Genomic DNA, 20,231 nt, shown 5'->3' on the forward strand with positions numbered 1-20,231 from the left:
GTTTGCGCCGCACGAAGGTCGGAGGATCGCACCTCGGTCGGACGATGCGCCCGGCATCCTCCGACCTTCGTGCGATCCTCCGACGCGGCGGCGGGCGATCAGGCGGCCAGGTGGGCGCCGGCGGCGATGGCGCGGGCGACCGTGCGCGCCACCGCGGGCCAGTCGTGCATGATCTGGGCGTACGTGAAGCGCAGCACGGTGTAGCCGCGCAGGCGCAGCTCGGCATCATGCGCGACGTCGCGCGTGCGGTCGGCCGAGCTGGAGTGGAAGCGATGCCCGTCCACCTGCACCACGAGCCGCTCGCCGATGAGGACATCGACCGGACGCCCCGCGAGGACCACCTGCTGGCGGAACAGGACGCCCCACGGGCTCAGCCGGTACGTGAAGAAGGTCTCCAGCCCGGAGTCCGACAGGCCCGTGACGCGGCTCGCGCACCACGCCGCATCCCGCGTGCTCCAGCGCACGCGGGCGAGGGCCTCCACGTGCAGCTTCTCGATCCGCACCGCCGATTCCCACACGGCCAGGGCATCAGCACGGGGAAGGCAGGATGCCACGTGGGCGAGGGCGTCCTCCACCGACTCCTCCAGGGCGTAGGCCGACACCGGTGCGATGGGCGCCGCCCAGTGCACCACGCCGTCGAATCCGCTGAGGCCGTCGGACCTGGCGTGGGGACGCAGGGCCAGGTGCATCCTTCCGGCCGCGTCGTCGGTCAGCCACCAGCCCCGGCGCCGGGCGACCGAGACGCACGCGATCCGTCCACCCATCCGAGCCGCCGTCAGCTCAGCCGGCGGCGCCTCGGGCAGGGCGAGCCACACGCGTCGCACGCGGGTGATGCCGGTGTGCGGGCCCACCGCGGCGCGCAGCCGGGCGGGGGAGAATCCCGCATCCAGCGCCGTCTCGCGGTGCGCGATGCCGCCCTGCCCGCGCAGCCACGCCGCCAGATCCTGCATGGCCCCATCGTCGCCGCAACGACGTCCGGTCCGCCGCATCCGGCGGCATCCTGGGGATGAGCGCGTCCCGGCGCACCTTGGGGAGGAGACATGATGCCGCGCGAGCGTCGGAGAATCGCACCAAGGTCGGGCGATGCACGCCGGATGCTCCGACCTCGGCGCGATTCTCCGACCGCGGTGGCGCGGACGGGGCGGAGGGAGGCCGGGCGGGGGGTTAGAGGCGGATCTCGGCGATGACCTCGCCGTACTCCGTTTCGCCCGTGGGGGTGAAGCCCACGGCGCGGAAGAACGCCTCCGGGCCGGCCTCGCCGGGCTCGTAGATGACGTCGACATGGTCCATACCGCGGTTGCGGGCCTCGGCGAGCAGGCTCTCCACCGCGAAGCGGCCGATGCCCCGGCCCTGGTCGTCGGCGTCGACGTTGATGCGCCACAGCACGGAGCGGAAGTGCTCCTGCGGGGCATCCGGGTCGAAGTTCGCGCTGACGAAGCCCACGACCTCATCGCCGTCGAGGATGACGCGCTGCCACGAGGTCTGCGGATTCACCACGGTCGCGGCGATGCCGTAGCTCAGCGGTGCGAGGAACTGTTCCTGCCCCGGCTTGAGCGACAGGGTGTTCACGGCGACGATCGTCGCGGCGGACAGTTCTTCGAGGCGGAGGGCGGCCATAGGCACAGGCTAGCCGGGAAGCGCGCGCGGAGGAAAGCGCGTTACTCCGCGCGGCAGAAGTATCTCGACGTCAAGATATCTTGCCGTCGTGCGATAGGCTGAGCGCAACCCCGCGACGCCCCATTGGAGAGACGACACGTGCCCGACTCCACCATCATCTACACCCACACCGACGAGGCTCCGGCCCTGGCGACCGCTTCGTTCCTGCCCATCGTGCAGGCCGTGACGCGGCAGGCGGGAGTCGACGTGGAAACGCGCGACATCTCCCTCGCCGGCCGCATCCTCGCCGCCTTCCCGCAGCGCCTCGCGCCCGAGCAGCAGGTCGGTGACGCCCTCGCCGAACTGGGCGGCCTGGCCACCCTGCCCGAGGCGAACATCATCAAGCTGCCCAACATCTCCGCCTCGATCCCCCAGCTGAAGGCCGCGATCGCCGAACTGCAGGCGCAGGGCTACGACATCCCCGACTACCCGGATGAGCCGGCCTCGGCCGAGGACAAGGACATCCGCGCGCGGTACGACCGCATCAAGGGCTCCGCGGTGAACCCGGTGCTGCGCGAGGGCAACAGCGACCGCCGCGCGCCGCTGTCGGTGAAGAACTACGCCCGCAAGCACCCGCACCGCAACAAGGCGTTCCCCGAAGGCTCGAAGACCCGCGTCGCCACGCTCGGGCACGACGACTTCCGTTCCAACGAGAAGTCGGTCGTGATCGCCGGCGACGACGTCCTCAGCATCCAGCACGTCGCCGCCGACGGCACCGTCACGGTCCTGAAGGAGAACCTGAAGGTGCTTCCCGGCGAGATCGTGGATGCCACGTTCCTGTCCGCGAAGGCGCTGGATGCGTTCCTCGCCGACACGCTCGAGCAGGCCAAGGCCGACGACGTCCTGTACTCGGTGCACCTGAAGGCCACGATGATGAAGGTCAGCGACCCGATCATCTTCGGTCACGTCGTCCGGGCGTTCTTCTCCGACGTGTTCGACCGCTACGGAGACGCCATCGCGGCGGCCGGCCTCACGGCGAACGACGGCCTCGGCGCGATCCTGTCGGGTCTGTCGTCGGTCGAGGGCGGCGACGAGATCGCCGCGGCGATCATCGCCGACATCGAGCGCGGTCCGCGGCTGTCCTACGTCAACTCCGACAAGGGCATCACGAACCTGCACGTCCCCTCCGATGTCATCGTCGACGCCTCGATGCCGGCCCTCATCCGCAACGGCGGCAAACTGTGGGGCGCCGACGGCGGCGAGGACGACACCCTCGCGGTCATCCCGGACTCGTCCTACGCGGGCGTGTACCAGGCGGTCATCGACGACGTGAACGCGCACGGCCCGCTGGACCCCGCGACCATCGGCACCGTCCCCAACGTCGGCCTCATGGCGCAGGCGGCGGAGGAGTACGGCAGCCACGACAAGACGTTCGAGATCTCCGCCCCCGGCGTGGTCCAGGTGCGCGACTCCGCCGGGAACGTGCTCATCGAGCACGCGGTGGAGCCGGGCGACATCTGGCGTGCGACGCAGACCAAGGACGTGCCGGTGCGCGACTGGGTCAAGCTCGCCGTGTCCCGCGCGCGGGCCACGGGTTCGCCCGCGGTGTTCTGGCTCGACGCCTCCCGCGCGCACGACGCGCAGCTCATCGAGAAGGTCACGGCGACCCTCGCCGAGCACGACACCGAGGGCCTCACGATCGAGATCCTTCCGCCGGTGGAGGCCACCCGCTATTCGCTGGAGCGCATGCGCCGCGGCGAGGACACCATCTCGGTGACCGGCAACGTGCTGCGCGACTACCTCACGGATCTGTTCCCGATCCTCGAGGTCGGCACGAGCGCCAAGATGCTCTCCATCGTTCCGCTGCTGGCCGGCGGCGGGCTTTTCGAGACGGGGGCGGGTGGCTCCGCGCCGAAGCACGTGCAGCAGCTCGTGGCCGAGGACTACCTGCGGTGGGACTCGCTGGGGGAGTTCTTCGCCCTCGCCGCGTCACTGGAGCACCTGGCCACCACCACCGGCAATGCCAAGGCGCAGGTCCTGGCCGACACGCTGGATGCGGCGACGGGCACGTTCCTGGAGAACGACAAGTCGCCCGGGCGTGCGCTGGGCACGATCGACAACCGCGGCAGCCACTTCTACCTCGCCCTGTACTGGGCGCAGGAGCTGGCCCGCCAGACGGCGGACGCCGACCTCGCGGCCGTCTTCGGCCCGGTGGCGGAGTCCCTCGCCGCGAACGAGCAGAAGATCGTCGACGAGCTCCTCGCCGTGCAGGGCTCGCCGGTCGACATCGGCGGCTACTACCACCCCGACGCCGACAAGGTCGTCTCGGTCATGCGCCCGTCCGCGACTCTCAACGAGATCGTCGACGCGATCGCCTGAGCCGGTACGACGAAGAGCGGATGCCCCGGGGCATCCGCTCTTCGCGTTCGTCAGGAGAGGCGCTCGGCCAGCCACGCCACCTGGCGGGTGAGCTGGTACGCCTGACCGCCCTCGTGGTCGTTGTGCGGGAACACGTCGATCTCGCGGGGTCCGGTGTAGGCGTTGTACGCCGCGAAGACCGTCGAGGGCGGGCACGTCTGATCCAGCAGGGCCGTGGAGAAGAGTGCGGGCGCGTCGGCGCGCCGGGCGAAGTTCACCCCGTCGAGGTAGGACAGGGTGCGGAACACGGTCGCTTCCGCCCCCCGGTGCACCGCCAGGTACCGCACGACCTCGTGGTACGGGTCGCGATCGGTGAGCCCCACGGCCCGCTCGAAGTGGCACAGGAACGGGACATCCGGCATGACCCCCACGAGACCCGTGCACAGCCCTGCCGCGGCCAGCGCGATGCCGCCGCCCTGACTGCCGCCGGTCACGGCGATGCGGTCGGGATCGGCACCGGGCAGGAGACGGGCGGCGTCGACCGCGCGCACCGCGTCGGTGAAGACGCGGCGGTAGTAGTGGTCGATGGGGTCGTCGATGCCCCGGGTGAGGTATCCGGGGGTGGCGGGGCCCGCGCCGTGCGGATCGGCCGTGTCCCCGCCGCTGCCCCAGCCTGACCCCTGGCCGCGCGTGTCCATGACGAGGTGGCCGTAGCCGGCGGCCGACCACGCGAGGCGGTCGACGGGCAGCCCGCGGCCGCCGCCGTAGCCGAGGAACTCCACGACCACCGGAAGCGGCTCGGCCCGGCCGGCGGGGCGCAGGTACCACGCCTTGACGGGGTCGCCCGCGAAGCCGGGGAACGTCACGTCCCATACGTCCGCCGTGCGCAGCATCGTGGCCGCGCGGACCACGATGACCTCGCCCCCGGCGGCCCGGGATTCGGCGAGCGTCCGGCCCCAGAAGGCGTCGAAGTCGTCGGGCTCGGCGACCTCCGGCCGGTACTGCTCCAGTTCGCTCAGCGGCAGGTCGAATCGCGGCATCCCGCCACGATAGCGCGCTGCAAGCGGGTCAGTAGTGAACCGAGACCTGCGTGCCCTGAGGGGCCCAGTCGTAGATGAACTTCGCGGCGCTGACCGGGAGATTCACGCAGCCGTGGCTCATCACGTTGCCGAAGTTGTTGTGCCAGTACGCACCGTGGAAGGCCTGATCGCCGTTGAAGTACGACACCCACGGCACGTTCTCGGTGCAGTAGGGGGCGCCGGGGAAGCAACCCATGTCCTGCATCGGCGTCTTCCAGCCGATGCGGAAGCTGCCGGGAAGCGTGGGGGAGCCGGGCAGGCCCGACGACATCGACCACGACTGCACGACCTGGTCGTTCTCGAAGAGGGTCGTGCGCTGCGCGCTGAGGTTCACGTCGATGCGGCGGACGAGCGCCGTCGTGGCGAATTCGGTCTCGGTGACGGTGAGGGGGAAGACGGCCTGGCCCTCGTTGAGCATGCCGGCGAACTGCTCGGCGATCCCGTCGGTGCTTCCCAGGGCACGGCCGGTCACGCCGGCGGTCTGCTCGCGCAGGACCTCGCCGGCGGTGTCGGTGATGACGGTCGCGTTGACCGGCTCGCGGTTGACGGCGGCCGGCAGCGCGTCGACGACGGGCTGGATCGCGGCAGGGTCGGCGGCGATGGCGAAGGCGCCGTCTTCGGCGGTGACGCTCAGCCACGACGCGGCGACCGCGCGGTCGACCGGGACCGTGCGTTCCTCGCCGACGTAGAAGCCGACGACATCGAGCATGTCGTTGAGGCTCGTCGCGATCGCGGTGGCCTCCTCCGTGGTGGCGGCCGCTTCCACGGGGGCGATGGCGGCCTCGAGCGAAGTCGTGGTGGCGCCGGAGTCGAATGCTCCCTGCAGACCCTCCTGGACGGCGGTCAGGTCGATGCCTTCGCCGGTCTGCGCCTCGGTCACGACGTAGCTCGCCGACGCCGGATCGAACGACACCGCAGCATCCACGGGGTCGACGTAGAGGTCGCCGGCGACGGCGCGCAGCGCCTCGGTCGCGCGGGACTCGTCCAGCGTCACGGGCACGTCGATGCCGGCAGGGAACCACGTGGTCGGATTCCACAGGGGGTGCTCGGAGAAGGCGGCCTCCGCGGCGGCGGTGGCGTCCACAGTCGCCCCCAGGTCGGCGCCGGTGACCTGGAACTCCCCCGCGGGACCCTCCAGCACGAGGGTCGTCTCGGCCAGGCGTTCGGAGATGGCGTCGGCGGCGGCGCCGGCGGTGAAGCCGCCCACGTTCACGCCGGCCACGGTCGTGCCGGGGGCGATGAGGACGAGGGATGCGGCCACGAGCGCGACGGCGGTGGCACCGGCCGGGAGGCCGATCCACAGGAGCGCACGCTTCTTGGGCGCAGCCGGTTCGGCCGGGGCCCACTGGTACTCGGAAGCGTCACCGTCGCCGGTCGAGGAGGCGGCGTCGTGCGCGCGCTCTTCGTCGGCGTCGGGTCTCGTGGCGAGATCCGTCATGTCGTGGCACCCCTTCTCGTCATTCCATGGTAAGGGAGCGGCCCGTTCGGGGACGCAACATTCCGGTCACGGTCATCCCGTTTCGCACAGTTCCTGGTATGCGGCGGCCGACTCCTGGAACCGAGCGCTCAGCGCGGAGATATCGCCCGCGCGGGAGACGTCGCCCTCCGCCATGGCGGCCATCGCCTCCGCCGCCTGCGCGAACATGTCCCGCAGGGGCGGGAGGAGTGCTGCGACGTCGTCGTTCGTGACCTGTGCGGAGATCGTCCCGAGCTCGGCGGAGGCGGACTCCAGTGCGGTGACGACGGATGCCGGGTCGGACGGGTCGGCGGAGGCGAACGTGGCGGTGGCGCCGTCGATGGACTCCTGGACGATGGCGCACGCGTCGGACGTCGACTGACCTTCGTTGCCGGCGGCGTCGGCGGCGGGCGTGGATGCCGCGGGGGAGTCGTCGGCGGCCGGCGCCGTGCATCCGGCGAGCGCCGCGGTCAGGGCGATCGCCACCGCGAGGGGGAGCGCGCGGAGGGCAGGGCGACGGCGCATGGGGTCTCCTCGGTCCAGGAGTGCACCACCCTAGGCGTGACGGCGGGCGGGCGGCCGGCGTTGGTGATAACGACTGGGTAAATCCGCGCTCGCGCGTGACGAAAGTCCTTGCGCCAGGGTTAGTTCGTAAGGTCTACTAACAAACATGACCATCCCGGGTGCCGCCGTCCGTCCGTTCGGAGCGGGGCGCGCCCTGCGTCCCCGGGCGAAGGTGCTGCCCGAGCAGGCCCGCGCGCACAACCGGTCGCTCGTGCTGCAGACGCTCTTCTCCGATGGGGCGATGTCCCGCGCCGACCTGGCGCGGGAGACCGGGCTCACGCGCGTGACGATCTCCGACCTCGTGGCCGCGCTGATGGCCGAGGGCTACGTCACCGAGATCGGCATGCGCGAAAGCGCCCGTCCCGGCAAACCGGGCATGCTCGTCGACGTGGACCGCGCCGGCCACCGCATCGTCGGCATCGACCTCTCCGGCAGCACCGCGATCCTCGGCGCCGTCCTCACCCTCGGCGGGGAGATCGTCGCGCGGCGCGAGGTGCCCGTCCCCGGTGCGGACGCGGATGTCGTGGAGGTCGTCACCGGCCTTGCGCGGGAACTGATCGCCGACTCCCACGCGCCCGTCCTCGGGGTGGGGGTGGGCTCGCCCGGCGTCGTCGACGACGCCGGCGTCGTGCTGACCGCTCCCAATTTCGGCTGGGAGCGGATGGACCTGCAGCAGCGCCTGACGGGCGCGCTGGGTCTTCCCGTTCTGGTGGCCAACGACGCCAATGCCGCGGTGCTGGCCGAATACACCTTCGGCGGCGCGCACGACGACGTGCTGCTGGTGAAGGTGGGGCGCGGCGTGGGCTCGGGCCTCCTCGCCGGCGGCAGGCCCCTGCGCGGCGGACGCTTCGCCGCGGGGGAGATCGGCCACGTCACGGTCGGCACCGACGGCGGGCCCCGCTGCGTGTGCGGGAAGCTCGGATGCCTCGAGGCGTGGCTGTCGGTGCCCGCCCTGTCGGCGCGGCTGGAGTCGGCGCAGGGCTCCGCGCGCGAGGGCGTCCTGCGTGACGCCGGCGAGCGCCTGGGCATCGCACTCGCGCCGGTCGTGGGAGCACTCGACCTGTCGGAGATCGTGCTCTCGGGGCCGGTCGAGCTCCTCGCCGGTCCCCTCGCCGAATCGGCCGCATCGACCCTCCGCGGGCGCACGCTCGCGCAGTTCCACGACGGTGTGCGGGTGCGGATGACCGCGCACGGCGACGACATCGTCCTGCGCGGGGCAGCCGTCATGGTCCTCTCCGCGCGCCTCGGCGTCTCCTGAACTCACCCGACCACTCCCACCGTGCACCATCAACGACGAAGGAAGGCATCATGAACAGAAAGCTCGCGTCCCTCGCTCTCGCCGGCGCGTCGGCGCTCGCGCTCGCCGGCTGCGCCGGCGGAGGAGGAGGCGGCGGCGGCGACGGCGCCGAGATCCGCGTGTGGCTCGTCGGAACCGACACCCCGCAGGCGGCCAGGGACCATCTCGTGGAGACCTTCGAAGAGGAGAACCCAGGCAGCACCCTCGTCATCGAGGAGCAGACGTGGGACGGCCTCGTGGACAAGCTGACGACGAGTCTGTCCAGCTCCGACAGCCCCGACATCGTGGAGTTCGGCAACACGCAGGCGCCTGCCTTCACGTCGGTGGGTGCGCTGCTGGACATCTCCGACATCTACGAAGACCTCGGCGGGGACGACCTGCTGCCCGGCTTCGTCGAGGCCGGGTCGTTCGACGGGGCGTTCTACGCTGCGCCGCTGTACTCGGGGGCGCGCGTCGTCTTCGCCGACCCGGCGTTCGTGTCCGAGCCGCCCGCGACACTGGACGAGTACGTCGCCCAAGGGATGGAGCTCGCCGCGGCCAACCCGGGCATGTCGGGCGTGTACTTCGCCGGACAGGACTGGTACAACGCACTGCCGTTCATCTGGGAGCACGGCGGCGAGATCGCCGTGCCGGACGGCGAGGAGTGGGATGCGCAGTTCTCCTCACCGGAATCCCTCGCCGGGCTCACGCAGGTGCAGCAGCTCATGACCACCGCCTCGACGGCGCCGAAGGACGGCGACAACGCCGAACCGTGGACCCCGTACTGCGAGGGGGCGGCGATCCAGTTCTCCGCGCCCAACTGGGCACTCGGCCTGGCCAGCGAGTGCGAGACCGACGACCCGCCCGCCGCTCCGCTCGTGTACGCCCTGCCCGGCGCGGACGGCGACGTCGCGCAGGCGTTCGCCGGCGGATCCAACATCGGCATCTCGGCCAACTCGGCCAACCCCGACCTGGCCAAGAGCGCCCTGCAGATCATCCTGAGCGACGAGTTCCAGACTATCTACGGCGAGAACGGCCTCATCCCGGCCAAGCAGTCCCTCGCCGCGACGCTGGGCGACAGCCCGGAGGCCCAGGCCTTCACGGCCGCCGCCGCCAATGCCAAGCTCACCCCCGCGTCGCCGAACTGGGCCGAGGTGGAAGCCTCCCGCGTGCTGGAGGACTTCTTCGTCCAGGTCGCCCAGGGCGGAGACCTCCCCGCGCTGGCGGAAGCGGTCGACACCAAGATCGAAGACATCCTCAACGGCTGACCCCGCACCCGACATCGGACTCGCCATGCCACGTGTGCACACCGCCCCCGCCCCCGCCGTCAGCGGCGTGGACGGGGAGCGGCTGGTCGCCCCCACGCCCCGCGCCTCTCCCGCCCGGCGGCGCGGGAGGCGCGGGGGATGGACCCCGTACGCGCTGCTGACGCCGGCGCTCATCGTCCTGGCGGCGCTGTCGGCGTGGCCGCTCCTGCAACTGGTGATCATGTCGTTCCAGGAGTTCGGGCGCGCGCAGGTCTTCGGCGCGCCGGCAGAGTTCATCGGTGCCGGCAACTACGTCGCGGTGCTGACGGATCCGGAGTTCTGGCGCGTGCTGTCGCGCTCGCTGGCGTTCGCGGCGGTGTGCGTCGTGCTGACGATGGTCCTGGGCGTGCTCGTCGCACTGCTCATGCGGCGCCTCGGGACGGCGCTGCGCACGCTCGTGTCCGTCGGCCTCCTGCTGGCCTGGGCGATGCCGCCGCTGTCGGCCACGATCGTGTGGGGCTGGATCTTCGACACGCAGTACGGCGTGCTCAATCACATCCTCAGCCGCTGGTTGGGCCTGCCGTTCGAGGGGCACTCGTGGCTGCTCGCGCCGGAGAGCTTCTTCCTCGTCGCGACGGTCATCATCGTGTGGGGCGCGGTGCCCTTCGTCGCGTTCACCGTCTACGCCGGCCTCACGCAGGTGCCCGACGAGGTGATGGAGGCGGCGCAGCTGGATGGTGCGGGATCGACGCAGCGGTTCCTGCTCGTGGTGATGCCGTATCTGCGGCCGCTCCTGACGATCGTGACGATCCTGCAGGTGATCTGGGATCTGCGCGTGTTCACGCAGATCTATTCGCTGCAGTCCATCGGCGGCATCGCCGATCAGACCAACACGCTCGGGGTGTACATCTACCGCGTGTCCCTGGGGTCGGGGGACTTCGGCGTCGGCGGGGCCATCTCGGTGCTCGTCGTGCTGCTGCTGGTGGCCCTGTCGGCGTTCTACGTGCGCCGCACCGTGAAGGAGGAGACGCTGTGACCCCCCGCCTCCGCCGGCGCGCGGGCTCGATCGCGGCCGGGATCGCGGCGATCGCGGTGTTCGTGGCCTCGGCGTTCCCGGTGTACTGGATGGTCAACACCTCACTGCAGCCCAATGGGCAGGTGCGCGGCAGCGAGCTGCGGTTCTGGCCGGAGAACGCGACGCTGGAGAACTACCTCGGCGTCATCTTCCGTGCCGACCGCGCGCCGTTCCTGCCGGCGCTGGGCAACTCGCTCGCCGTCACCCTCCTCACGGTGCTCGTGGCGCTCGTGGTCGCCTTCCTGGCAGCCCTCGCCGTCTCGCGGTTCCGCTTCCGATCCCGCGCGGCCTTCCTCGTGGCGATCCTCATCGTGCAGATGATCCCGGCCGAGGCGATGATCATCTCGATCTTCCGGCTGGTGGACGGATGGCACCTGCTCAACTCCGTCATCGGCCTGACCGCGGTGTACGTGGCCACGGTGCTCCCCTTCACGATCTGGACGCTGCGCGGATTCGTGCAGGGGATCCCGGTGGAGCTGGAGGAGGCGGGCATGGTCGACGGCCTCAGCCGCGCGCAGGCGTTCTGGCGCGTGACCTTCCCGCTCCTGGCGCCGGGGCTCGTCGCGACGGGCGTGTTCGGCTTCATCCAGGCCTGGAACGAGTTCGTCTTCGCCCTCGTGCTCAATCCCCGTCCCGACGCGATGACGCTGCCGGTGTGGCTGCGCACCTTCCTCGACCCCAACGGCGGCATCAACTGGGCCGAGCTCATGGCCGGGTCCACGCTCGTCGCGGTGCCGGTGGTGGTGTTCTTCCTTCTCGTGCAGCACCGCATGACCAGCGGCCTGGTCTCCGGGGCGGTCAAGGGCTGATGCCGGCACACGCACCGGCGGAGGCGGCTTCCCGCATCCGCATCGGCCTCGACGTGGGCGGGACCAAGACCGACGCCGTCGCGCTCGCCGCCGACGACTCGGTGCTCGCGCGCGTGCGGCACGCGAGCGGATGGGGCGCCGAGGCGACCGTCCGCGGCATCCTCGCCACCGTCGCCGAGCTGACGGCGGATCCCCGCATGGCCGGTCGCACTGTCGCCTCGATCGGCATCGGCGTGCCGGGGCAGGTGGATGCCGACGGCGCACGCGTCGTGCACGCGGTGAACCTCGGCATCGACCGGCTCGACCTGGCCGCACGCGTCGGCGGCTCGCTCGGCGTGCCGGTACGCGTGGAGAACGACGTCAAGGCGGCCGCGGCGGGGGCGTGGCACCTGCACGGGGGAAGGGAGACGCTCGCCTACCTCAACGTCGGCACGGGCATCGCCGCCGCCCTCATCGTGGACGGGGCGGTGTGGCGGGGCTCCCGCGGGGCCGCCGGCGAGGTGGGCCACGTCTCGGTCGACCCCGCGGGGCCGCCCTGCGCGTGCGGTCAGCGCGGATGCATCGAAGCGCTCGCCGGTGGAGCATCCGTGGCCGCACGGTGGGGCACGGCCGCGGCGCATCCCGTGCGGGCGGTGTTCGACGCGGCGGAGGCCGGTGACGAACGCGCTCGCGCGCTGCGCCGCGACGTGGTCGCCGGGATCGCGGCGGCGGTGCGGATTCTCGTGCTGACCACGGATGCCGATACGGTCGTTCTGGGCGGCGGACTCACCGCACTCGGCCCGCGCCTGACCGACGACGTCGCCGCGGCGCTGCACGACAGCGCTGCGGGGTCGGAGTTCCTGCGGTCGGTGGGGGTGGCCGAGCGCCTGAGGGTGCTGCCGGCCGGATCGCCGGCGGCCGCGGTGGGTGCCGCGCTGGTCGGCACAGAAGTGGAGGTACTCAGTCGTGGCTGAAGTCGTGATCGTCCCCGATCGCCGGACCGCCGGGGCCCTCGTGGCCGACGAGGTGGCGCGGCTCGTGCGCGAGCGCCCCGACACCGTGCTGGGAGTCGCCACCGGCTCGACCCCGCTGCCGGTGTACGAGGCGCTGCGCGAGCGCCTGGACGGCGTCGACCTCTCCCGCATGCAGGCGTTCGCCCTCGATGAGTACGTCGGCCTGGATCCGCAGCATCCGGAGAGCTACCGCTCGGTGATCCGGCGCGAGGTCGTCGAGCCGCTGGGCCTGGACCCGCGGCGCGTGCACGTCCCCGATGGATCGGTGGAGGGGATCGCGGAGGCGGGGGAGAAGTACGAGCAGGCCATCGCCGCCGCCGGCGGAATCGACCTCCAGCTGCTGGGCATCGGCACCGACGGCCACATCGGGTTCAACGAGCCGGGGTCGTCGTTCGCCTCCCGCACGCGCGTGAAGACCCTCACCCGCCAGACCCGGGAGGACAACGCGCGCTTCTTCGACGACGTCGACGAGGTGCCGCGGCACTGCATCACGCAGGGACTCGGGACGATCCTGGATGCGCGCCACCTCGTGCTGCTCGCCTTCGGGTCGGGCAAGGCCGAGGCGGTCGCCGGAGCCGTCGAGGGCCCCGTGACCGCGTCGCTGCCCGGCTCCGCGATCCAGCTGCACCCCCGCGTCACCGTCGTGATCGACGAGGAGGCCGCCGCGGGGCTCCGCTTCGCCGACTACTACCGCGAGACCTACGCGCACAAGCCGGCCTGGCAGGGCCTCTGACGCTCCGGCGGCGCGTCGGTCAGGGGGCGAAGACCTTGCCGGGGTTGAGGATGCCGGCCGGATCGAACACGCGGGCGATCTGCCGCTGCAGCTCCCACTGATCCCCGCCCAGCTCGTCGGCGAGCCACCGCCGTTTGAGCACGCCGACGCCGTGCTCGCCGGTGAGGGTGCCGCCCAGGGCGAGGGCGGCCTGGAACAGCTCGCCCGCCGCCTGCCAGATCTCCTCGGGCACCTCGGGACCGGGGACGACGAAGTTGGGGTGCAGGTTGCCGTCGCCGGCATGGGCCACGGTGGGGATCGCGATGCCGTAGCGGCGCTCCAGATCGGCGATCACGTCGAACATCGCCGGCAGCGCGCTGCGGGGCACCGAGACGTCTTCGATGAGCGTCGTGCCCGCCGTCTCCCACGCCGGATGCATCGAGCGGCGGATGGAGAGGAGGTGAGCGGCCTGCGCCTCGTCGGCGGCGACCACGACGACGCCGCCGGCTGCCACGAGCGTCGCCGCGATCGCGTCGGCCTCGGCCGTCGCGGCCGGACCGTCGGTCTGCACGAGCAGCTGCGCGGCGCCGGGGGCGGGGGCGGGCAGCCCCAGGTAGGCGTGGGTGCGGGCGAGGCTCGTCGCATCCATGAGTTCCATGATCGCCGGCTGCACACCCGAGGCGGTCACGGCGGCGGAGGCGACGGCGGCCGTGCGCACATCGGGGAAGGTCGCAGACAGCGTGCGCACCTCGCCGGGGATGAGCCGCCGCAGCTTCAGCGTCGCGGCGACCACGACGCCCAGCACGCCCTCCGATCCGATCACGAGGGACGTGAGGTCGAGACCCGTGACGCCCTTCACGCTGCGGTGGCCGAGGCGCAGGAGCCGTCCGTCGGCGAGCACGAGGTCGACGCCGAGGACCGCGTCGCGCACGACGCCGTACTTGGCGCACAGCAGCCCGCCGGCGCCCGTGGCGATGTTGCCGCCGACGGTGGAGATGTCGCGGCTGGCGGGGTCGGGCGCCCACCACAGGCCCTGTTCGGCGAGGACCGCGTTCAGATCGGCGTTGATGATCCCCGGTTCGACGACGGCGAGCAGGTCGTCACGGCGCACCTCGAGGATGCGGTCCATTCCGCGCAGCGACAGGGAGATCTCGCCCTCACCGGTGTTGGCGGCGCCGGCCAGTCCCGTCCCCGCGCCGCGGGGGACCACCGGCGTCCCGGTCGCGGAGGCGATCCGCAGAACCGCCTGCACGTCGGCGACCGATCCGGCGTGCACGACGGCCAGCGGCAGGCCGGCGGCGGCGTGCCCGGACTTGTCGGCGCGGGCGGCGTGCAGCGCGTCGGGCGTCGTGTCGACGCGGTCGCCCAGCTCGGCGACGAGCCGCGCGACGACGTCGGAGCTCACGACAGGCGCCGGCGTCCGATGACCAGCCCGAACGCCACGGCGACGACGCCGTAGCCGAGCCCGATCCACGGCTGCCCCATGCTCCACCATGCGATCGTGGCCGACAGGTACACGAGCAGTTCGACCACGGCGCGGATGAAGGGATGCACCGCCAGCACGGCGCGCGGGGAGACGAACAGCGCCCAGATCAGGATCGCGACCACGGGTGCGCCGATGCCGAACACGAGGTTCCAGGGGAAGGCCCAGGCGGTGAAGCCCCACAGGGCGAGGGTTCCGAAGGCGACCAGGCCGCACAGGACGGAGATGACCTCCACGACCGAGACGGCGGGCCGCGTGCCCGGTTCTGCCGGGGCTTCGGGACGCACGTACGGGGTGTCGGTCATGGCCCTCATTCTACGGCGGGCCTGCCGCGCGAACGCTCAGGGGACGGGTGCCCCGGCGGCCCACACCGCGCGCACGGTCAGGTCGGCGTCCAGGAGCACGGCGTCGGCGCGGGCACCCGGGCGCAGGTGTCCCACCTCGGGCGCGCCGATGGCCTGGGCCGGCGTGGCCGTGACCGCGCGCAGCGCGTCGGCCAGTCCCACTCCGGCTGCCACCGCCGTGCGCACCGCCTGGTCCTGCGTGAGGGTCGACCCCGCGATCGCGCCACCGTCGGCCAGGCGCGCGACGCCGCCGGAGACCTCGACGTCGAGCCCGCCGAGGGTGTACCGGCCATCGCCCACCCCCGTGGCGGCCATCGCGTCGCTGACCAGGGCGATCCGCCCCGGCGCCGCCGCGAACGCGATCCGGACGAGCTCGGGGTGCACGTGCACCCCGTCGGCGATGAGCTCGACGGTCACACGCTCATCCGTCAGGGCGGCGCCGGCGGGTCCGGGCGCGCGGTGGTGCAGACCCGGCATCGCGTTGAACACGTGCGTCAGGATGCGGGCGCCGGCGTCGAACGCAGCAGCCGTCAGCGCCGCATCCGCGCCGGTGTGCCCGATCGCGGCGACCGCGCCGGCCGCCGTCAGCTCGCGGATGGCGTCGAAGGCGCCGGGCAGCTCGGGGGCGATCGTGATCTGGCGCACGGTGCCCTCGCCCGCCGCCAGCAGGGCGTCGACGACGACGGGGGAGGCCAGGGCGGCCGGGTCGTGCGCACCGCGGTGGCCGGGGTCGAGGAACGGGCCCTCCAGGTGGGAGCCGAGGATGTCGCCATCGGCGCGGGTGAGCTCGGCGATCAGGCGCGTGCGCCGGACGAGGTCCTCCATGGGAGCGGTCACGAGCGACACGACGGCGCTCGTCGTGCCGTGGCGGCGGTGCAGCGCGCGGGCGGCGCGGATGGCGTCGGCCCCGTCGTCGAAGGCGAACCCACCGCCACCGTGCCCGTGGATGTCGACGAACCCGGGGGAGAGGATCGCTCCCGGGCCGGCGAGCTCCGCCGCATCCACGACGGTGTCGGCGGGGGCGTGGCGCCACGTGCTTCCCGTGCCGTGCTCGGCGACGCGGCCGTCGGCGAAGCGCACCCACGCCGCATCCGTGCGCGTGCCGCCGTCGATGAGCGACGCGGAATGGACGATCGTGCTCATTCGCTCTGCCACGGGATCTCGGGCGAGGCGGTGAAGGCGATCCCCAGCGCCGACCACAGCGGCCCCAGGCCGCCCACACGCGCGCGGAACGACTCCCACGTGCGTGCGGCGCTCGCCGACGGGGCGGGGGACCAGCCGATCTCGGCGACGGCGGCCAGGCGCGGGAACACGAGTGCATCGATGTCGGCCGGCGTCCGCACCGTCTCGGTCCACAGCGGCGCCTCGACCCCGAGGATGTCGCCGGGCTCCACCCCCGGCAGGAGTCCCGCCGGCTCCCACTCGTAGGCGCGCTGAACGCTCGTGGGGCCGTCCGCCCACATCAGGCCGAGCGGGAAGTCGGCATCGGGCTTCATGTCGAGGTATGCGGCATCCGAGGGGGAGAGGATCACCGACGACGCCCGGGCGGCCGTCGTCGAGGGGCTCGGGGTGACGAAGCCCCAGTACTGCGCGACGAGCCCGGCCGGCAGCGGCTCGACGGCGGCGGCCTCGTGCCACGCGATCGCGGTCTTGCCGGCGGCGGCGATGATGCCGACCGTGCGCGCGATGACCGCGGCGTAGTCGGCGCGGTCGGTCCCCAGTGCCTCGTCGCCGCCGAGGTGCAGGTATGGGCCCGGAGTGAGGGCTGCGAGCTCGCCGAACACGTCGGCGAGAAAGGCGTCGGTGCGTGCGTCGCCGATCCGCAGGGACGAGAATCCCACCGCGATGCCGGTGTAGGGCTGCCCGGCGACGGGCACCGCCGCGCCGGCCGCCTCTGCGTCGGCGCGCACCTCGTCGGTGAGAACGGGGTCGGCGGCGATGTCGGGGTAGGCCAGGCCCACCGCGTGCGTGTGACCGGGGATGTCGATCTCGGGCACGATCGTGACGTGCCGGGATGCCGCGTGCGCGAGGATCCGCGCGTAGTCCTCCTGCGTGTAGAAGCCGCCGTCGTCCCCGCCCACCGCCGTGCCCGCCGCGCGGGCGGTCAGCTCGGGGCGGGAGCGCAGCTGCAGGCGCCAGCCCTGGTCGTCGGTGAGGTGCAGGTGCAGGTGGTTGCACTTGAGCGAGGCCGCGCGGTCGATGAACGACATGACCGCCTGGACGCCGAAGAAGTGGCGTGCGACATCCAGCATCACGCCCCGGTAGGCGAACCGCGGGGCATCCTCGATCTCCACCGGCGGGAGCACCCACGCGCCCTCCTGCTGACGGAGCAGCTGGGCGAGGGTCTGCACGCCGTAGAACAGCCCCGCCGCATCCGCACCCGTGACGGTGACCGACGCCTCCTCGACGGTGAGGACGTAGGACTCCGGCGCAGCCGGGTCGTCCGGCCCATCCGCGGCGACGCGCAGGCGGATGCTGCCGGATGCCGCGCGGGCCGGCTCGATGCCCGTGCGAGCCCGCACGAGGCGGGACAGTTCGGCGGCCGCATCCGCATCCCCCGCGACGGTCGCGCCGGCGAGGGGGAACGGGGCGCCCTCGCGCGTGCGCAGGGCGGCGGGGAACGGCACCACGGTCGGTGTCGGCACGATGCTCCTTCGCGGCCGGCGGGGCGGCCTCGGCTTGCGTCTGACGCCGGTGGCAGTGCGGCGTTTCCCCACTGTATCCCCGAGGCGGTACGCTGGGCTGGTCGCAACTGGCGTTGAGGTGGGGAACCACCGGGGAGCGACCGAACGACGGCATTCGACCGCACGCCTGGGCCGATGTAGGACTTTCCCATTCCGCAGCCGACGTCGAGGAGACTCCCGTGTCCGACCCGTATTTCAACGCCCCCCTTGCCGAAGTCGATCCGGAGATCGCCCAGGTTCTCGAGCGCGAGCTCGACCGCCAGCGCGGATACCTCGAGATGATCGCATCCGAGAACTTCGTGCCCGTCTCGGTGCTGCAGTCGCAGGGCTCCGTGCTGACGAACAAGTACGCAGAGGGCTACCCCGGGCGCCGCTACTACGGCGGCTGCGAAGAGGTCGACGTCGCCGAGGAGCTCGCGATCGCCCGCGCCAAGGCGCTGTTCGGCGCGGAGTTCGCCAACGTGCAGCCGCACTCGGGCGCCACCGCCAACGCCGCCGTGCTGCACGCGATCGCCCGCCCCGGCGACACGCTCCTGGGTCTGTCGCTGGACCAGGGCGGCCACCTCACGCACGGCATGAAGATCAACTTCTCCGGCCGGCTGTACAACATCGTCGCGTACGGCGTCGACACCGGGACATCCCTCATCGACATGGACGAGGTGCACCGCCTGGCCGTCGAGCATCAGCCGAAGGTCATCATCGCCGGGTGGTCGGCCTACCCCCGCCAGCTCGACTTCGCGCGGTTCCGGGAGATCGCCGACGAGGTGGGCGCGCTGCTGTGGGTCGACATGGCGCACTTCGCCGGCCTCGTGGCCGCGGGCCTGCACCCCAACCCCGTGCCGCACGCGCACGTGGTGTCCTCCACGGTGCACAAGACGATCGGCGGGCCGCGGTCGGGCTTCATCCTCACCAACGACCCCGAGCTGGCGAAGAAGATCAACACCGCGGTCTTCCCCGGCCAGCAGGGTGGCCCGCTCATGCACGTGATCGCGGCCAAGGCGACGGCGTTCAAGCTCGCCGCGACGCCGGAGTTTCGGGAGCGTCAGGAGCGCACCATCCGCGGCGCCGCGATCATCGCCGAGCGCCTGTCGCAGCCGGATGTCGCGGCCGCCGGCATCTCGGTGCGCTCGGGCGGCACCGACGTGCACCTCGTGCTCGTCGACCTCCGGGACGCCGAGATCGACGGCAAGCAGGCCGAAGACCTGTTGCACGAGATCCACATCACGGTCAACCGCAACGCCGTCCCGCACGACCCGCGGCCGCCGATGGTGACCTCGGGGCTGCGGATCGGCACGCCCGCCCTCGCGACGCGCGGCTTCGGCGACGCCGAGTTCACCGAGGTCGCCGACGTCCTCGCGCAGGCGCTCCTGCCCGGCGCCGACGTCGAGGCGCTGCGGATGCGCGTGGCCGCCCTGACCGCCGCGTTCCCGCTGTACCCCGGCCTGTCGGCCTGACCCCGCCCAGGACCCGGCGCGCCCGCCCTACCCGCACCACCCGCCCCACCCCACCCCGCGCACCGCGCCCCGCGCCATCCGCGAGACTGCACGTCACCGGCCAGACCGCGACATGATGTCAAGGTCTCGTCAGCGGCAAGCAGTCTCGCGGAGCCGCGGACCAATCAGAGAGGATTACGGATGACGGCTGTACGACTGGACGGCAAAGCCGCCGCAGCGCAGATCAAGACCGAACTGGCCGAGCGTGTCGCAGCGCTCAAGGAACGCGGGATGACCCCCGGGATCGCCACGGTGCTCGTGGGGGCCGATCCCGCCTCGCAGCTGTACGTGGGGATGAAGCACCGCGACTCCGAGGCCATCGGCATGAACTCGATCCAGGTGGAGCTTCCCGCCGAGTCGACGCAGGAAGAGGTCGAGGCCGCGATCGACGCGCTCAACGCCGATCCCGCGTGCCACGGGTACATCGTGCAGCTGCCGCTGCCCAAGCACCTGGACACCGACGCGATCCTCGAGCGGATCGATCCCGCGAAGGACGCCGACGGGCTGCACCCCACCAACCTCGGGCGCCTCGTGCTCAACGTCAACGGCCCCATCACGACGCCGCTGCCGTGCACGCCCCGCGGCGTCATCGAGCTGCTGCAGCGCAACGGCTACGACCTGTCCGGCAAGGACGTCGTGGTCGTCGGCCGCGGCGTCACGATCGGCCGCTCCATCGGGCTGCTGCTCACGCGGCGCGAGATCAACGCCACCGTGACCCTCACCCACACCGGCACCGCCGACCTGTCGCACCACCTCCGCCAGGCCGACGTCATCGTGGCCGCCGCGGGCGTCAAGCACATCGTGCGAGCCGAGGACGTCAAGCCGGGAGCCGCCGTGCTCGACGTCGGCGTCACGCGCGAGACCGATCCCGAGACGGGCAAGAGCCGCGTCTACGGCGATGTCGCCCCGGATGTCGCCGAGGTCGCCGGATGGCTCTCGCCCAACCCCGGCGGCGTGGGCCCGATGACCGTGGCCCTGCTCATGACCAACGTCGTGGAGGCCGCCGAGCGCGCCGCATCCTGACCCGCGCCGCCCCCGCCCCTCCGCGAGACTGCACGCCACC

General features: G+C 72.2%; 18 protein-coding genes and 1 riboswitch. Of the genes, 9 read left to right on the forward strand and 9 right to left on the reverse strand.

Annotated elements, in window-relative coordinates; genetic code table 11:
• Positions 1 to 98 precede the first annotated feature (98 nt).
• Together E4K62_RS04165 and E4K62_RS04170 are read right to left on the reverse strand one after the other, a co-directional pair.
• On the reverse strand, positions 99 to 950 hold the full coding sequence (locus E4K62_RS04165) for an endonuclease domain-containing protein (protein WP_135063906.1): 852 nt from the start codon (positions 948 to 950) through the stop codon (positions 99 to 101).
• Positions 951 to 1,164: 214 nt separating this feature from the next.
• Positions 1,165 to 1,617 (reverse strand): GNAT family N-acetyltransferase, encoded by a 453-nt coding sequence (locus E4K62_RS04170; RefSeq protein ID WP_135063909.1) that lies wholly within the window; start codon positions 1,615 to 1,617, stop codon positions 1,165 to 1,167.
• A 138-nt stretch (positions 1,618 to 1,755) separates the two neighbouring features.
• Here E4K62_RS04170 and E4K62_RS04175 point away from each other — a divergent pair, with 138 nt between their 5' ends.
• On the forward strand, positions 1,756 to 3,975 hold the full coding sequence (locus E4K62_RS04175; protein WP_135063912.1) for an NADP-dependent isocitrate dehydrogenase: 2,220 nt from the start codon (positions 1,756 to 1,758) through the stop codon (positions 3,973 to 3,975).
• Positions 3,976 to 4,025: 50 nt separating this feature from the next.
• Here the strand turns inward: E4K62_RS04175 and E4K62_RS04180 are convergent, their stop codons facing one another.
• From E4K62_RS04180 to E4K62_RS04190, 3 genes are all read right to left on the reverse strand, one after another.
• Positions 4,026 to 4,994, reverse strand: a complete 969-nt coding sequence (locus tag E4K62_RS04180) for an acetylxylan esterase (protein ID WP_135063915.1) — start codon at positions 4,992 to 4,994, stop codon at positions 4,026 to 4,028.
• Between the two features lie 28 nt (positions 4,995 to 5,022).
• Positions 5,023 to 6,471 carry a L,D-transpeptidase family protein gene (locus E4K62_RS04185; protein ID WP_135063918.1) on the reverse strand — a complete coding sequence of 483 codons (1,449 nt, stop codon included), beginning with the start codon at positions 6,469 to 6,471 and terminating at the stop codon, positions 5,023 to 5,025.
• Positions 6,472 to 6,543: 72 nt separating this feature from the next.
• Positions 6,544 to 7,014 carry a hypothetical protein gene (locus E4K62_RS04190; protein WP_135063921.1) on the reverse strand — a complete coding sequence of 157 codons (471 nt, stop codon included), beginning with the start codon at positions 7,012 to 7,014 and terminating at the stop codon, positions 6,544 to 6,546.
• Between the two features lie 145 nt (positions 7,015 to 7,159).
• On the opposite strand from E4K62_RS04190, the gene E4K62_RS04195 reads away from it, so the two are divergent.
• The 6 genes from E4K62_RS04195 to nagB are packed head-to-tail and all read left to right on the forward strand — an operon-like array spanning position 7,160 to position 13,185.
• On the forward strand, positions 7,160 to 8,311 hold the full coding sequence (locus E4K62_RS04195) for an ROK family transcriptional regulator (protein WP_135063924.1): 1,152 nt from the start codon (positions 7,160 to 7,162) through the stop codon (positions 8,309 to 8,311).
• 50 nt (positions 8,312 to 8,361) lie between these two features.
• Complete coding sequence (locus tag E4K62_RS04200) at positions 8,362 to 9,597, forward strand: extracellular solute-binding protein (RefSeq protein ID WP_135063927.1); 1,236 nt, start codon at positions 8,362 to 8,364, stop codon at positions 9,595 to 9,597.
• Positions 9,598 to 9,622: 25 nt separating this feature from the next.
• Positions 9,623 to 10,612 (forward strand): carbohydrate ABC transporter permease, encoded by a 990-nt coding sequence (locus tag E4K62_RS04205; RefSeq protein WP_135063930.1) that lies wholly within the window; start codon positions 9,623 to 9,625, stop codon positions 10,610 to 10,612.
• Complete coding sequence (locus E4K62_RS04210) at positions 10,609 to 11,460, forward strand: carbohydrate ABC transporter permease (RefSeq protein ID WP_240742811.1); 852 nt, start codon at positions 10,609 to 10,611, stop codon at positions 11,458 to 11,460. The genes E4K62_RS04205 and E4K62_RS04210 overlap by 4 nt, the downstream gene beginning before the upstream one ends.
• The gene (locus tag E4K62_RS04215; RefSeq protein WP_240742812.1) at positions 11,460 to 12,413 is read left to right on the forward strand and encodes an ROK family protein; all 954 of its coding nucleotides are present in this window, start codon (positions 11,460 to 11,462) and stop codon (positions 12,411 to 12,413) included. Before E4K62_RS04210 ends, E4K62_RS04215 begins: the two co-directional genes overlap by 1 nt.
• Positions 12,406 to 13,185 (forward strand): glucosamine-6-phosphate deaminase, encoded by a 780-nt coding sequence (gene nagB / locus E4K62_RS04220; RefSeq protein WP_135063933.1) that lies wholly within the window; start codon positions 12,406 to 12,408, stop codon positions 13,183 to 13,185. The genes E4K62_RS04215 and nagB overlap by 8 nt, the downstream gene beginning before the upstream one ends.
• A 19-nt stretch (positions 13,186 to 13,204) precedes the next feature.
• Here the strand turns inward: nagB and E4K62_RS04225 are convergent, their stop codons facing one another.
• The 4 genes from E4K62_RS04225 to E4K62_RS04240 are packed head-to-tail and all read right to left on the reverse strand — an operon-like array spanning position 13,205 to position 17,636.
• Positions 13,205 to 14,569, reverse strand: a complete 1,365-nt coding sequence (locus E4K62_RS04225) for an FAD-binding oxidoreductase (RefSeq protein ID WP_240742813.1) — start codon at positions 14,567 to 14,569, stop codon at positions 13,205 to 13,207.
• Positions 14,566 to 14,952 (reverse strand): YrdB family protein, encoded by a 387-nt coding sequence (locus E4K62_RS04230; RefSeq protein ID WP_135063939.1) that lies wholly within the window; start codon positions 14,950 to 14,952, stop codon positions 14,566 to 14,568. Before E4K62_RS04230 ends, E4K62_RS04225 begins: the two co-directional genes overlap by 4 nt.
• Positions 14,953 to 14,988: 36 nt before the next feature.
• On the reverse strand, positions 14,989 to 16,134 hold the full coding sequence (gene nagA / locus E4K62_RS04235) for an N-acetylglucosamine-6-phosphate deacetylase (protein ID WP_135063942.1): 1,146 nt from the start codon (positions 16,132 to 16,134) through the stop codon (positions 14,989 to 14,991).
• Positions 16,131 to 17,636 carry a beta-N-acetylhexosaminidase gene (locus tag E4K62_RS04240; protein ID WP_135063945.1) on the reverse strand — a complete coding sequence of 502 codons (1,506 nt, stop codon included), beginning with the start codon at positions 17,634 to 17,636 and terminating at the stop codon, positions 16,131 to 16,133. The genes nagA and E4K62_RS04240 overlap by 4 nt, the downstream gene beginning before the upstream one ends.
• Positions 17,637 to 17,729: 93 nt before the next feature.
• A riboswitch (ZMP/ZTP riboswitch) is annotated at positions 17,730 to 17,815 on the forward strand.
• A 39-nt stretch (positions 17,816 to 17,854) separates the two neighbouring features.
• Here E4K62_RS04240 and glyA point away from each other — a divergent pair.
• Together glyA and E4K62_RS04250 are read left to right on the forward strand one after the other, a co-directional pair.
• Positions 17,855 to 19,129: a serine hydroxymethyltransferase gene (gene glyA / locus E4K62_RS04245; RefSeq protein WP_135063948.1), complete on the forward strand. Its 1,275-nt coding sequence runs from the start codon at positions 17,855 to 17,857 to the stop codon at positions 19,127 to 19,129.
• Between the two features lie 180 nt (positions 19,130 to 19,309).
• A complete protein-coding gene (locus E4K62_RS04250; RefSeq protein WP_135063950.1) occupies positions 19,310 to 20,191 on the forward strand; it encodes a bifunctional methylenetetrahydrofolate dehydrogenase/methenyltetrahydrofolate cyclohydrolase in 882 nt (293 codons plus the stop codon).
• The last annotated feature ends 40 nt before the right edge of the window (positions 20,192 to 20,231 follow it).

The sequence above is a fragment of the Microbacterium wangchenii genome (assembly GCF_004564355.1).
GTDB lineage: Bacteria > Actinomycetota > Actinomycetes > Actinomycetales > Microbacteriaceae > Microbacterium > Microbacterium wangchenii.

Excerpts from the sequence above, each read along its gene's own strand:
- E4K62_RS04165 (WP_135063906.1), bottom strand. The coding sequence starts at position 950 with ATGCAGGATCTGGCGGCGTGGCTGCGCGGGCAGGGCGGCATCGCGCAC.
- E4K62_RS04170 (WP_135063909.1), bottom strand. The coding sequence starts at position 1,617 with ATGGCCGCCCTCCGCCTCGAAGAACTGTCCGCCGCGACGATCGTCGCC.
- E4K62_RS04180 (WP_135063915.1), bottom strand. The coding sequence starts at position 4,994 with ATGCCGCGATTCGACCTGCCGCTGAGCGAACTGGAGCAGTACCGGCCG.
- E4K62_RS04185 (WP_135063918.1), bottom strand. The coding sequence starts at position 6,471 with ATGACGGATCTCGCCACGAGACCCGACGCCGACGAAGAGCGCGCGCAC.
- E4K62_RS04190 (WP_135063921.1), bottom strand. The coding sequence starts at position 7,014 with ATGCGCCGTCGCCCTGCCCTCCGCGCGCTCCCCCTCGCGGTGGCGATC.
- E4K62_RS04195 (WP_135063924.1), top strand. The coding sequence starts at position 7,160 with ATGACCATCCCGGGTGCCGCCGTCCGTCCGTTCGGAGCGGGGCGCGCC.
- E4K62_RS04200 (WP_135063927.1), top strand. The coding sequence starts at position 8,362 with ATGAACAGAAAGCTCGCGTCCCTCGCTCTCGCCGGCGCGTCGGCGCTC.
- E4K62_RS04205 (WP_135063930.1), top strand. The coding sequence starts at position 9,623 with ATGCCACGTGTGCACACCGCCCCCGCCCCCGCCGTCAGCGGCGTGGAC.
- E4K62_RS04215 (WP_240742812.1), top strand. The coding sequence starts at position 11,460 with ATGCCGGCACACGCACCGGCGGAGGCGGCTTCCCGCATCCGCATCGGC.
- E4K62_RS04230 (WP_135063939.1), bottom strand. The coding sequence starts at position 14,952 with ATGACCGACACCCCGTACGTGCGTCCCGAAGCCCCGGCAGAACCGGGC.
- nagA (WP_135063942.1), bottom strand. The coding sequence starts at position 16,134 with ATGAGCACGATCGTCCATTCCGCGTCGCTCATCGACGGCGGCACGCGC.
- E4K62_RS04250 (WP_135063950.1), top strand. The coding sequence starts at position 19,310 with ATGACGGCTGTACGACTGGACGGCAAAGCCGCCGCAGCGCAGATCAAG.